Source organism: Haloferax larsenii (assembly GCF_024730625.1).
GTDB lineage: Archaea > Halobacteriota > Halobacteria > Halobacteriales > Haloferacaceae > Haloferax > Haloferax larsenii.
Genome location: NZ_CP078065.1, coordinates 129016 through 142640, shown reverse-complemented (window position 1 = coordinate 142640; position 13625 = coordinate 129016). Strand labels below are relative to the sequence as shown.

The window sequence follows — 13625 nt, the reverse complement described above, 5'->3', positions numbered from 1 at the left end:
GTTACTCGAACGACGCTCACTTCATCAATAATTTCACAATGATTGACTTTGGTTGAATTTGGGAGAGAGTTCGGAAAATCATAATCCCGGTGTCGCGTCCACGTTTAGACGCGCTTCGGCGCATGAACCCTATGGAAGACGAAAAAACAGACTCAGCCCCTGAGCTCGGCCGGACACTCGACTCCCTCCGTGAACAAGCCACCCCTCGTCGGGCGTTCCTCGTCAGCACTGCAGCAGCTGGCCTCGGAGCAGTCGGACTCTCGGGCCTGGCTGCGGCAGACGAACACGAAGGAAACGGCAACGGCAACGGACCCAATGGAAACGGCAACGGAATGAACAAGACGAGCGGTGACCAGGACGTCCCCGGTACGGACGTCGACGTCTTGAACTACGCGCTCACACTCGAACACCTCGAAGACCAGTTCTACAAACAGAGCCTCGAATCTCTCGGCGGATTCTTCAGCCGAGAGACCATCGAAAACAGCGACGTGCTGTCGGGGTTCGGCGACGAAGTGCGGACCACCGCTTACGACCACCTCACGCACGTCGGCGAGCACGAAGCAACGCACGTTGACGTGCTCGAAACCGTCATCACGACGTTAGGTGGCGAGCCTGTCTCCCCCGCAGAGTACGACTTCGGAACGATGGTCCAAGACGACCCGACGAAGTTCTTCGCCACCGCACAGGCACTCGAAAACACCGGCGTGATGGCCTACACCGGCGCACTCGACCTCATCGAGAGTCCCGACCTGCAGACGGCTGGTGCAACTGTCGCCACCGTCGAAGCCCGCCACGCCTCGTACCTCAACCTCCTCAACGGCGACGACCCGTTCCCCGCTGCCTTCGACGAGGCGAAGTCGATGGACGAAATTCTGGAAATCGCTGGTCAGTTCATCGTCGAGTGACCCGCTCCCGTCTCTCCCCTTTTTTCCCTGCTAAATCACAACTACCGTGCCGGATAGTGTCACCAATCGCCATCGCGGCGACAGACAACACGAGGTCCAGTAGGCAGTGTTGCCGACGAACTGGGGTCGGTTCCCGGACTGCTATCTGACATCTGTTCCTGTCTGTGAATCGTTCCCACGAACCGGGAATAGACGCCCCGTTTGACACGTCTGGAGAGAGTTTACTGACGTGTGAGAGCCGATGTACGACCGAATTCTCGTTCCAATAGACGGCAGTGATGCGGCAGCGGCGGGTGCCGAGGCAGCACTCGCCCTCGCTCGCCGGTTCGACGCCGAGTTGTCTGTCGTTCACGTCCTCGACCCCAATGAACACCTGCCTGACGGCACCGAGAGTCCTGAAGATACCACCCAGTGGGGAAACGAAGTCGTGGACGAGGTCGTCGAGAGGGCGACTGGCGCGGGTCTCGAAGCTACGGGTGACGTCCTCGAACACGACGACTCGATACCGGAGACCATCCTCGCATACGCCGCCACCCACGACGTTGACTGCATCGTCATGGGGACGACCGGCCGGACGGGACTCGGTCGGTACGTCCTCGGAAGCGTCGCGGAACAGACGGTTCGGGCGTCGTCGGTGCCGGTCGTCACCGTCCACGAGGATATCACGTTCGACCCCGAGTTCGAGTCGATACTGGTCCCGACCGACGGGAGCGCCCACGCACTCGCCGCTGCAGACCACGCGGTCGACCTAGCGACCGCGACCGGCGCTGGACTCGACATCCTTCACGTCGTCGACATCGGGGCGTTACCAGGCAGCGCCGACCCTACTTCCGTCCTCGATGCACTGGAGAAGGCAGGCGAGCGGGCGCTGAACGACGTTATCGACCTCGCCACTGAGGCAGACGTGCCCGCGGTCGAAGCCTCCGTGATGAGTGGGTCGCCGTATCGAGCCATCGTCAAATACGCCGAGGAGAACGACGTCGGCCTCGTGGTGATGGGCACTCACGGCCGAACCGGTCTGGACCGCTACTTCCTGGGGAGTGTCACCGAACGCGTGGTTCGGCGTTCAGAGGTTCCGGTCTTGGTCGTCTCGAAACCCGACTGAGGTGAGCCTGTCTCGTCGCTCACTTCGAGCACTCGCCCAACCGTTTATTCCAGTATCTGTCGCGGGGCTTCTTCCTCTTGCAGTGTGTCTTCTGTCTCGAATCTGTCGCTCGACGACGTCGGTTCTGATTGATGGCCTGGCACGTACCGTAACCTTCGCCGGCCCGGTGTTCAGGCCACGGTCGGTGTGTAAGTGGATTTGCGGTGTAGTAGTGGTAGTGTTCGGATTCGTGTGTAGCAGCGGTGTCTCCGTCGTTTCTCGTCGTACTCGTAGAGATAATTTGGAATTTTATCGCGTCATGTGGTTTATCACGGTGTGATTAATCGCGAATAACAGCGGACATCCTGGTGTTCGCGCACGGCAGTTCCACCAGATGTCTGTGTTGTGTTACCACGTACATCCGATAAGTTATCCGTCTGGGACTCTCAGTAAGTGTGTGAGTGAAGAAACAGGGCGTCGAAACCTTCGAATGCCCAATGGCAGTGAGCTGTTTGCAGTCGTAACCGAGCACAACGGTGGGAACCACGTGCGAGTCCGCTGCGAGGACGGCGAGAATCGGATGGGCCGGATTCCCGGCCGGATGAAGTACCGAACGTGGATCAACGAGGGCGACGTCGTTCTCGTCGAACCGTGGGACTGGCAAGACAGCAAGGCGAACATCGAGTGGCGCTACACCGACGACGACGCCGACCAGCTCCGTCGCGAAGGTCACATCCAATAGACTACTCCCGAGAGGGTTCTACTGAACGTTCTGAGTCTCTTCTCGACTGTTAGCCGTGGCTCCAGTCAGTCTGCTATAACTTCCGTCAGTCAGCGACTGCTCCGCTGAGAGGGTCCTGAAAAATTGACAAAGCTCCGTCTCCACTATGTCAAAAAATAGACATATACCTATCCAAACGCCTCGTTTTCGTTTTGTAATTTATATACTCTCTCGGCGGTATGTTTATGGTCTATGTTGAGTGTCTCTTAGAAAAGAATGACTGGAATTGCCGTTTCGACTGCTTTTCGCGATTGCGCCGCACCTGCTGCGCACCTAATTAGTAATTCTCGGCGACATATGTCTTCGTCCACGCTGGTGTCTGTGTCCGTCCGGGGTATGGGTTCGGCTAGATGACTCCCTCAGCGGACCCGCCCCGAATTTCGACTGGTGTCGACGGACTCGATTCGATTCTCAACGGCGGTCTCATTACCGGACGAAGTTACCTCGTCCGCGGCGCACCGGGAACGGGAAAGACGATTCTCGGCATGCACTTCCTGAAGGAAGGAATCGACAACGGTGAGTCCGCGCTGTTCGTCAACCTCGAAGAGTCCGAGTCGGACGTCCGAAGCAACGCCGCCTCGCTCGGTATCGACCTCTCGGGTGTCGAGTTCCTCGACATGAGTCCGAACGCGAGCGTCTTCGTCGAGGACCAATCGTACGACATCCTCGCTGCGAGCGACGTGGAGAAAGAACCGTTCATCGAGTCGATAACCGATGCCGTCTCGCAGTACGAACCTGACCGCGTTTTCGTCGACCCAATCACACAACTGCGATATTTGACGCCCGACACGCACCACTTCAGAAAGCAGGCAATCGGGTTTATGGAATATCTCACTGCCAACGGTGCGACTGTCATGTTCACGTCGCAGGACACCCCCGACAACCCGGACGATGACCTGCAGTTCATGAGCGATGGCTCAATCGAACTGGATACCCAAGAGATGGGTGCTATCATCGACGTTCCGAAGTTCCGGGGGTCAGACACTGTCGGTGGAACCCACTCGATTCGTATCACTGACTCCGGTCTCGTCGTCTTCCCAGAGCTAAAGCCTCTGACACACTCTCGGGAGTTTCCGAACGAGTCGATTCCGTCGGGTGTCCCGGAAATCGACGAACTACTGCACGGTGGTCTCGAACGAGGGACTGTCAGCATCATCAGCGGACCGACTGGTGTCGGAAAGACGACGCTCGGAACGCAGTTCATCAAAGAGGCGGCGGGTCGCGGTGAGCGGTCTGTGTTGTACCTCTTCGAGGAGAGCTACTCGACGTTCCGCGAGCGCAACGAATCGATTGGCATCCCCGTCTCCCAGATGGAAGAACAGGGCTCGCTCCACGTACGAGAGATGGAACCACTGAATCTCTCGCCGCAGGAGTTCGCCCAGCACGTCCGGGCCGAGGTGGAAGCACACGACACGAAAATCGTGATGATAGACGGCATCAACGGATACCAACTGGCCGTCCAGGGTGGGAAAGACATGCTCATCCGAAAACTCCACGCGTTGGGGCGCTACCTCAAGAATATGGGGGTGATAGTCATCTTCGTCGACGAGCACAAGAACGTCACGGGTGACTTCACCGCGACGAACTCGGGTGTCAGTTATCTCGCCGATAACATCGTCTTCCTCCAACACGTCGAGATGACTGGCAGGTTACAGAAAGTCATCGGCGTGTTGAAGAAACGAACGACGCAGTTCGAACACACACTCCGACAGTTCGAAATCACGGAGCACGGACTGAAAGTCGGTGGCCCGATGACGGGTGCGCAAGGCATCCTGTCGGGCACACCCGAGTACACTGATTCGAGCCGAGATTCGAACGAGCGGTAACACTCCGACCTATTAGAGTTGATTATTCGATGACACCGAACCAATCCCGGAAGGAGTCGTGGGAGGGCGACGAAGGCCGGGCTTCGACCGACGACATGCGGTTGTTGTTGTTGCTCTCGAACGGGCAAAACGGCCGAGTGCTCTCCGAGAAGTTGCGACCGGAGTACGACATCTCGACCGACGAATCGACGCTCGAAGCCGGTGAGTTCGACCTGTGTATCTTAGATGCACACTCCGTGGAACGACTCCGAACCCAACTCGTCTCCGTGAAACAATCCGAAGAGCCCGTCTTTCTTCCAGTTCTTCTCGTCGTGAGCCCCGAGTGGGACCAACTTGACCCGTCGCTGTTCGATATCGTCGACGAGGTCATCACGATTCCGCTGATTCTCGACGAACTCGGCCCGCGAATCGAATCGCTGCTTCGGAACCGCCGGCTTTCACAGGAACTGAGTCAACGAGACCAGGTCGAGCAGATGGCCGCAATCATCTCACACGACCTTCGGAACCCGCTGAGCGTCGCGCGCGGGAACCTCGAACTCGGGCGGGAAGGCGACTCTGACGAACACCTCGAAAAAGCATCAGAGGCGTTGAACCGAGTGAACACACTCGTCGAAGACCTCCTCTCGTTCGCGAAACAGGAGTATTCACAGCCCAACATCGGCCCGACCTCTCTTTCCGATGTCGCGTCCCGCTCTTGGAATCAAGTCGAGACTCAGTCGTCGGACCTGAAGATGGACCTTTCCGAAGCGACCACCGTCCTCGCGGACGCGAGTCGATTGCAGGAGCTGTTCTCGAACCTGTTTCGAAACGCGTGCGAACACAACGACGAAGACGTCACTATCACCGTCGGCCCGCTTCGGACGGGGTTCTTCGTCGAAGACGACGGCGACGGAATCACCGAGACGACCCGGGACATCTTCGAGACGGGATACTCGACGAACGTCGACGGAACCGGATTCGGGCTTGCAATCGTGAAACGAATCGCCGACTCGCACTCGTGGGACGTCGCACAGACCGAGAGTCCGGAAGGCGGCGCACGGTTCGAAGTGACGGGAGTCCAGTTCCTCGACGACGGGTCTGCGACGGTCGGTGGTGAGTTCTAAATCGTGGATTTCGACTGGCCGGACACCCAAGACGTTCGGAGCCATCGAGTGACGCTGCTTCTCGCCCACCGTGAAAATAGAGAGTTGCTCGCGGAGTGGATTCGAGAGGAGACGCCTCACGTACCGCTCGTCCCCGACGAGGAAGCGTCTTTTCCGGTCGCGGAAGACGGGGGCGATGTCTCGTTTGGCTCGACCGATAGCGGCACCAATCGGGTTGATTCGGACGACAGCGACACCAGCCCATTCGATTCGGACGGTGACGCGGACTGCCCACGGGGCGACATCTGTATCATCGACCAACGGATGGTCGCACGACATCGGGAGTGGGTGTTGGCTCAGAAGCGGGCGGCGAACCGCGAGTTCTATCCGGTGTTACTCGTCCACTCAGGCGACGAACGACAGCTGAAACAGTGGCTCTGGTCGCTCGTCGACGAGGCGATTGCAGCACCGATACGGCTCCCGGTGTTCGAGCGACGGCTGAACAACCTCTTGGAGCGACGGCGTCTCTCAGTCGCCCACGCACGTGAGTTTCGCACGGCCGAACATCAGTACCGGGCGCTCTTCGAAGCGAGTAACGACGCAATCGTCGTCTTCGACCCAGTCCGTGACGTTATCCAGGAGTCGAACAGGCGTGCGACTGAACTGCTCGGCTACTCTCGGACACAGCTTAGACAGCTCTCACCGGCGTCTTTGTTTTCCACCGACACGGACAGATACCGTGCGTTCGTCGAAGCCACTCTCGACACCGGTCGAGGGTGGACAGACGACCTCGTCGTTACCAGACGGGACGGAACCGAAATCGTGACTGAGGTGTCCGTGAGCGTCATCGAGTTCGACGACTCGCCGCGACTCGTAGCGAGTATCCGAAACGTCACCGAACGCCACTCACAGAAACTCGAACTCGAGAGACGGCGTGACGAACTCGACGAACTCCACAGAATCAATCGAACACTCAGAAAGACGACACAAGCGGTGGCGAGAGCGTCGTCCCGAAGCGAACTCGAACAGAAGGTGTGCCAACAGTTGGCGAACTCTGACCGCTACGAGTTTGCCTGGATTGGAACTGCAGACGAGGAATCAGGAGAAATCGTCCCACAGACTGTCGCAGGCGACGCTCCGGAGTATCTGGATTCGGTCACAATCCGCGCCGACGACACACCGACCGGCCGTGGACCGGCGGGGACGGCCCTGCGCAAAGGCGTCGTGAGTATCGTCCAGGAGACCCAGACCGACCCCGCGTACGAACCGTGGCGACACCTCGCAACGCGATACGGAGTCGGCGCCGTCGCCGGCGTCCCGATTCGGCACGACGACGAGACGTATGGGGTCTTGACAATCTACGCGAACGAACCCAACGCGTTCGGCGAGAAAGAGCGCAACGTGCTCGCAGATCTCGGCGTAACCGTCGGCCACGCCATCAATGCACTCCAGGCGCACAGAGACGCGAAACGGTTCGAAGAGGCGGTCGAACACGCGGGCCACGCGATTTACATCGCCAGCGGAGACGGCACCATCGAGTACGTCAACTCCGCGTTCGAGGAGAGCACCGGATACACTCGCGAAGAAGTCGTCGGCTGTCACCACTCGGTCCTTCGAACTGGTGAAGACAATCCGTCGTTCCACACGGAGTTGTGGGAATCGGTCTCGACGGGCGACACGTGGCAAGACGAGACGACCGGACGGCGAAAAGACGGGCGGCGGCAACACATCGACCAGACGGTCGCACCGATATCGACCATCGGTGACGAGGAGAACTACATCGTCGCGGTCCGCATGGACATCACCGACGAGCGACGCCGACAACAGCAGTTACAAACCCTCCATCGGGTCCTGCGACACAACATCCGAAACGAATTGAACGTCATTCGGGGCTATCTCGACATCGTCGACGAGGAGACGCCTGAGGGGACCGCCGAGAGTGCGATGTCCAAGATTCGGTCGTCGACCGAGGAACTCCTTCGGACGAGTCGACAGGCCAGACGCATCGAACAGACGTTCGTCAGGTCGGACGACGCGTCCGAGTCGCCGTCGAAGCAGTCGTTTTCGTCGGTCGTCCGTGCCCACTGTGACTTGGTTCGGACTCGGTTCTCGGAGGCGACAGTCGAGTGGTCGGTCCCAGAGTGCGGCGCTGCCGTGGATGCCGAGTTCGGGACGGCACTCAACGAGATACTCACGAACGCGGTCAGACACAACGACAGCGCGGCCCCGACCGTCGTCTGCGAGGCGTCGGTCGAGAACGCGGACGCGACGGTCACACAGGCCGTCGTCTCCGTTCGCGACGACGGGCCGGGAATCCCGGTTCACGAACGTCGTGTCCTCAGAGAGGGCGAAGAGACACCGCTCCTTCACGGAAGTGGTCTCGGTCTCTGGCTCGTCAATTGGATACTCACCGAACTCGGTGGCGAGGTTCGCATCGACGACAACGACCCGAGAGGGACGGTCGTTACGATGCGACTCCCACTGTACGACGACTGAGACGCCCATTCGACCCGAAAACCGCTGCCCGCCGAGGCTTACTTACTGTCGGGCGACCTGTGTTTCGAACACCGAGCGTCGTCTCGATACTGCCCATGCACGTCGTCGAACTCACAGAACCCGGAACCTTCGAGCACAGAGAGCGCCAGCGTCCGGCCCCCGGACCGAACGAGGTGCTCGTCGAGATACGACACGTCGGCATCTGCGGGTCCGACGTTCACTACTACGAACACGGCCGCATCGGCGACTACGTCGTCTCCGACCCGCTCGTCTTGGGCCACGAGAGCGCCGGCGTCGTCGCCGAGGTCGGAAGCGACGGTAGCCACCTCGAACCGGGCGACCGGGTCGCCCTCGAACCCGGTGTTCCCTGCGGTGAGTGCGCCCAGTGCCGAGCGGGGACGTACAATCTCTGTCCCGACGTCGAGTTCATGGCGACACCCCCGGACGATGGCGCGTTCGCGGAGTACGTCGCGTGGGATACCGACTTCGCCTACCGACTTCCGGACGGCGTTTCGACTCGTGCGGGTGCTCTCTGTGAACCACTCAGCGTCGCACTGCACGCGACACGCCGTGCCGCAATCGACCTCGGTGAGACCGTCCTCGTAACGGGCGCCGGACCAATCGGTGCGATGGTCCTGAAGGCCGCGCGTGCAGCTGGCGCGGGAGACATCGTCGTCTCCGACGTGGTTCCGTCGAAACTCGAACGGGCGCGCGAGATGGGGGCGACAGAGACGGTGAACGTCTCCGAGCGCTCTCTCGAAGCCGCCATCGACGACTTCACCAGGGGCGACGGTGTCGACGTCGTCGTCGAGGCATCCGGTGCGACTCCGGCAATCGCCGCAACGACAACTGTCGTCCGTCGCGGCGGGACTGTCGTCTGTATCGGTCTCTCCGGCGACAACGAGATACCCATCGCGACCAACGAACTGGTCGACAAGGAACTCGACTTCCGAGGGTCGTTCCGCTTCAGAAACACGTACCCGGACGCGATTTCGCTCCTCGAACGCGGTGTCATCGACGTGGAAGATGTCATCGACTTCGAGATGTCGATGGCCGACCTGACGGCGGCCTTCGAACGCGCGCAAGAACCAGACGTCGTAAAGGGGATGGTCGCCGTCGGGTCCGAGTGAGCATGGTGGCCGATTTCCAATGACGCTCGAACGCGTCTGTGACGACTGTGGTGCACGAACGACCGAACCGGTCGCGAGGTGTGACTGCGGCGAGCCGCTCTGGCTCGCCACCGACCCGGGGTCGTTTTCGTGGGACGACGTCTCCGACTCCCCGGGGATGTGGCGATACGAGGAACTGCTCCCGGTCGAGTTTCCGGGCGGACTCGCCGCGGCAGCGGGTGGAACGCCACTGCTCCGCGACGATGCACTCGACGAGTACGCTGGTACGACCATCCACGTCAAAGTAGAGGGGAGTCACCCGACGGGGAGCTTCAAAGACCGCGGGAGTGCCGTGGGGCTGGCTGCTATCGAGTCCGGTCTCGTCGGCGACGCCGCCGCTGTCGGCACCGTCTCGCACGGAAACATGGCGATGGGTACCGCCGCGTTCGCGACGGCCGCGGACGTGCCCTGTGTGGTGTTCGTCCCCGACGACGTCCCGCAAGCACGCCTCGACGTCATCGGCCAGTTCGACCCGACGATACTGACCGTGAGGGGCGAGTACAGCCGTCTCTACGACCGAACGCTCGAACTCGGTCCCGACAACGACGTCGTCTTTCTCAACTCCGACGTCCCGCTGAGGGTCGAAGGCCAGAAGACAACCGCAGTGGAACTCTGCGAGGCCTTCGCTCCCGACGTGCCCGACGCAATCGTCCTCCCCGTCAGCAGCGGTGGGCACGCGAGCGGTGTGTGGAAAGCCGTGCGGGAACTCCGCGAGGCCGGGGCGATTGACCGCGTTCCGGAACTCTACTTGACGCAGGCTGCGGCCTGTTCTCCCATCGCCGATGCGTTCGAACGAGGCGATTCGGCTGTCTCTCGCGTCGAGGGCGGGGACACCATCGCGTACTCTATCGCCAACGCCGACCCACCGAGCGGGACGCGAGCGCTCCGTGCCGCCCGCGAAACCGGTGGTGCGGTCGTTTCGGTCACTGACGACGAGATTCGAGACGCCCAGCGTGTCCTCGCGACACAGGCGGGTCTCTCCGTAGAAACTGCTTCCGCGACGGCGCTCGCGGGAACCAAACACTTGGTCGAACGGGGATTCGTCGCCCCCGGCGACGACGTTGCAGTCATCGCGACCGGAACTGGTCTCAAGGAGTCGCCAGCCGAAGGAAGTCACGACCCTCTCGGTACAGTCGGTATCGACGATATCGACGCGGCTCTCGGTCGATTTCTCGGTGGATAGTCCGGGGTGTAATCCACCGACTCCCCGTCGAAGAACAGCGGACATGGTGGTGTTGGCGTGACCGGAATTTCACTCTCGAAGCGTACTCTCGAAACGTGCGAATACTCGGCGTAGCGTGGCTCTCAGCCGTTAGGAGCCGCCTAGTAATCTTCGGACGTGTACATCTGTTCGGTACGACATGTCTATCGCAATCGGTCACTTCGCGTTCGGAGCGGCGCTGACCGCACTCACGGCCGCGCTCTTCGTCCCGAGATTCCGGTTCCACCGGACCGTGGTCGTCTTTGGGGGTCTGTGGGCGATGATACCCGACTTCTACCACGTCTCACCCGTCGGCGGGTCGTTCGTTCGGCTCCTCCACGACTCTGCCGCGGCGGACCTCTTTTGGGGTCACGGTGCGCTCGACGCGTTCGACGCCACCGACTCGAAAGAAATCGCCGCGCTGTTCCTCGGGTTCTTCTTCGTCGCCACGGTCCTCTCTGAGATTCGAATGGCCGCCGTTCGCGGCCGTGTCGAGGACGGTGCCCGCGGTGGTGGGTACTCACCGGTGGTTGCAAACTCGCTGCTGTTTGCAAACTCGTCGCCGGGTCTAGACTCGCCGCCGGTCGCGCCCGACGGCGATGTCGAGACGACTCCCGTCGGGCGGTCGTGGCTCGATACGTCTGTCTTCGGTCGCTCGGCCAAGCGGGCCGCCGCATTCACTGCGCTCCTTGCCGGCGTGGGGTTGCAATCGCTGTTGTTCTCTCGACCGCAGTACATCGGTCTCCTCGTCGGGCTCGGTGCGCTGCTCGAACTCGTCGGGTTGACCATGCTCCTCGACGTCTCACCGTTCGATAGGTGGGTGAAGTCGGTGTTCCCCCCCGTCGTTCGCACCATGGGCGCGCTCGTCGTGACGTTCGCGGCGCTCGCAGTCGCAGGCGGGCTTCTCATCCCAATCCAGCAACTCACGCCCCTCGCGTTGTCCTACGCCGCGTTAGCTATCGTCATCGTTCTCCAGACGATTCGCCTCTGGGAGTCGGCGGTCTGATTCAGTTCTGGGAGTCGGCGGTCTGATTCGGTTCGCTCCCACCAACTGCTACTGGAGCGGCGGTGACTCACTCGAAGTCACATCTGCGACCCACTCGACCACAGCAACCGCGACTCACTCGAACACGTCGACGAACCGCGGGTTCGACAGTTCGCGTAGCTGACTGGGCGTCAGTCGAAACACCGCTTCGGGCGTCCCGGCGGCGGCCCAGATTTCGTCGAACTCGTCGAACACTGGGTCGGCACGTATCGGACAGCCGTTGGCATGGCACGTCGGCGGAACGCCACCGATACTCCACCCAGTCGCCTCTTTTACTTCGGCGGCGTTCGCACTCCGAACCTCGGCAGGGTCGACGTCGAACTCGGACGCGAGCGCCGCCTCGTCGACGCGGTTCGCGCCACTCGTGAGGACGACGACTGTCTCGTCGCCGACGCGCATCACGATGCTCTTGACGATTTGGGAGACGTCGCAGTCGATTGCGTCGGCGGCGTCGGCCGCCGTCTTCGTTCCCTCTGGGAACTCGCGAACGTCGATTTCGATGCCGTGTTCTGCCCGAACCTCGTCGGCGAACCGCTTGGCGGTCGGGTGCATGCAAACGGATTCTGCGGCTTGCAGTATGAACGTTCGCCGGGGGCGGGGCTCGACGGTGTTTTTTTCGCTAGTTCTGTCAAAACGGTCCAGAAAAGACGTGTACTTGGTGGGGAGGAAGCCGTTTGGCGTGGGACAGTTCCGCTAGCCGTTGTACGTCCACTTCTGGAGCGTCGACGAACTGGTGCCAGATTCTGCGGTCCAGACGACGCGGACGACGTCACCAGACGTGAACGTCGCTCCCACGTCGTAGTAGTTTCCGGCCGTGATTTTGTCGCCGGTGGTCGTTCCGTTGGTGGACCACTGCTCGTCGGAGATGCTATCTCCCGTCACGTTGATTTGGGATGCGACGAGGGCTTCTCCGCTTTCGTGGGTAATCGTCAGGTTGCTTCCGTTGTAGTCGAACGCGAAACTCGCTTGCGGTGCCGTGGTGCTCACCTGGTCGCCGAGTCCGAGGACGAACGTCCCGATGACGGCCGCGAGGATGACTGTGATAGCGACCATGAGGATGACGCCGATAACCGGCGAAACGGCACGAGAGTCTGTGAATAGCTGTTTGATGTTCATTGTATTCTCCATGGTGGCCGGACAACGAGTGTGTGACTCACAGAAAAATCGAGTCGGTGGCAACACACTTGCCGGGGAAACCTACAGGTGAATTGAACGATTCGAAGATATTTAAGTTCATGTTACCAGGAACGTCGTCGCTGGTATGACCTTGTGTATCATTTCTCATAGCGGACAGCCAGTCGCTGCACGAGCGGTGCTGCCGCTCGATGGCTGAAAAACGGAAAAGGTGTGGATCGGGCGAGTGTCGCTCGAAAGCCGCTCAGTTGTTGTAGGTGTACTTCTGCAGGGTTGCAGAGTTGGCACCGGATTCGGAGGTCCAGATGACACGGACCGTGTCACCGGAGCTGAGTGCACCCGAGTCGACTTCGAAGGAGTCGCCCGCGTTCATCTGTCCGTCACCGCCGTCGTAGGTCGTCACGGTCGCGCTCGCGTTGGACGAGACGGAGACGTTCAGGTTGCCCGTGGCAATCGCATCACCACTTTCGTGCGTGACGGTCACGTTCGTCGCCGTGCTGTTGTAGTCGAAGCTGAAGCTCGCCTGCGGTGCGGTGTCTCCCACTTGGTCTCCGAGTCCGAGGACGAACGTCCCGATGACGGCCGCGAGGATGACTGTAATGGCGACCATGAGGATGACGCCGATGACTGGCGAGACTGCGCGTGATTCGCTGAGGAATTCTTTGATATCCATCGTTTTTCACCAGGACCGGTATCGTTTCCACATCGCGCCCGTCCGTGGGGCTTCGAGCGGTTCTCGCACCGGTTCCTGTTAACAATGCGTATGTTCCGGATGTACTTAATTTCGCAATGGCTTACTTGTCGAATTCGGGTGGTTAGGTGGTTCCTAACGGCTGATTTGGCCAATTAATGTGAATGTTCCAATTGGATACCACACAAGGAAGTCATCAGTCGTCGCACTC

At 60.4% G+C, this 13625-nt stretch carries 12 protein-coding genes; 9 read left to right on the top strand and 3 right to left on the bottom strand.

Annotation, left to right across the window (positions count from 1 at the left end; all coding sequences use genetic code 11):
• The first annotated feature begins 131 nt into the window (after nucleotides 1-131).
• The 9 genes from KU306_RS18130 to KU306_RS18090 all read left to right on the top strand — a co-directional run bounded on the left by KU306_RS18130 (nucleotide 132) and on the right by KU306_RS18090 (nucleotide 11550).
• Nucleotides 132-905 carry a ferritin-like domain-containing protein gene (locus tag KU306_RS18130; RefSeq protein WP_258303845.1) on the top strand — a complete coding sequence of 258 codons (774 nt, stop codon included), beginning with the start codon at nucleotides 132-134 and terminating at the stop codon, nucleotides 903-905.
• A 241-nt stretch (nucleotides 906-1146) separates the two neighbouring features.
• Nucleotides 1147-2010 carry a universal stress protein gene (locus KU306_RS18125; RefSeq protein WP_258303844.1) on the top strand — a complete coding sequence of 288 codons (864 nt, stop codon included), beginning with the start codon at nucleotides 1147-1149 and terminating at the stop codon, nucleotides 2008-2010.
• 436 nt (nucleotides 2011-2446) lie between these two features.
• Nucleotides 2447-2731: a translation initiation factor eIF-1A gene (gene eif1A / locus KU306_RS18120; protein WP_049907669.1), complete on the top strand. Its 285-nt coding sequence runs from the start codon at nucleotides 2447-2449 to the stop codon at nucleotides 2729-2731.
• A 389-nt stretch (nucleotides 2732-3120) separates the two neighbouring features.
• On the top strand, nucleotides 3121-4596 hold the full coding sequence (locus KU306_RS18115; RefSeq protein WP_258303843.1) for an ATPase domain-containing protein: 1476 nt from the start codon (nucleotides 3121-3123) through the stop codon (nucleotides 4594-4596).
• Nucleotides 4597-4625: 29 nt separating this feature from the next.
• Complete coding sequence (locus KU306_RS18110; protein ID WP_258303842.1) at nucleotides 4626-5699, top strand: sensor histidine kinase; 1074 nt, start codon at nucleotides 4626-4628, stop codon at nucleotides 5697-5699.
• Between the two features lie 3 nt (nucleotides 5700-5702).
• Entirely contained in the window at nucleotides 5703-8174 is a 2472-nt protein-coding gene (locus KU306_RS18105; protein ID WP_258303841.1) for a PAS domain S-box protein, read from the top strand.
• 95 nt (nucleotides 8175-8269) lie between these two features.
• Nucleotides 8270-9304 carry an NAD(P)-dependent alcohol dehydrogenase gene (locus KU306_RS18100; RefSeq protein ID WP_258303861.1) on the top strand — a complete coding sequence of 345 codons (1035 nt, stop codon included), beginning with the start codon at nucleotides 8270-8272 and terminating at the stop codon, nucleotides 9302-9304.
• Between the two features lie 19 nt (nucleotides 9305-9323).
• Nucleotides 9324-10526 carry a threonine synthase gene (locus KU306_RS18095; protein WP_258303840.1) on the top strand — a complete coding sequence of 401 codons (1203 nt, stop codon included), beginning with the start codon at nucleotides 9324-9326 and terminating at the stop codon, nucleotides 10524-10526.
• Nucleotides 10527-10704: 178 nt separating this feature from the next.
• Nucleotides 10705-11550, top strand: coding sequence for a hypothetical protein (locus KU306_RS18090; protein WP_007541285.1), 846 nt, complete (start codon nucleotides 10705-10707; stop codon nucleotides 11548-11550).
• A 114-nt stretch (nucleotides 11551-11664) separates the two neighbouring features.
• Here the strand turns inward: KU306_RS18090 and KU306_RS18085 are convergent, their stop codons facing one another.
• From KU306_RS18085 to KU306_RS18075, 3 genes are all read right to left on the bottom strand, one after another.
• A complete protein-coding gene (locus KU306_RS18085; RefSeq protein ID WP_007541283.1) occupies nucleotides 11665-12141 on the bottom strand; it encodes a YbaK/EbsC family protein in 477 nt (158 codons plus the stop codon).
• 141 nt (nucleotides 12142-12282) lie between these two features.
• Nucleotides 12283-12705, bottom strand: a complete 423-nt coding sequence (locus KU306_RS18080; RefSeq protein WP_049918655.1) for a type IV pilin domain-containing protein — start codon at nucleotides 12703-12705, stop codon at nucleotides 12283-12285.
• Between the two features lie 262 nt (nucleotides 12706-12967).
• A complete protein-coding gene (locus KU306_RS18075; RefSeq protein WP_007541279.1) occupies nucleotides 12968-13396 on the bottom strand; it encodes a type IV pilin domain-containing protein in 429 nt (142 codons plus the stop codon).
• Between the last annotated feature and the right edge of the window lie 229 nt (nucleotides 13397-13625).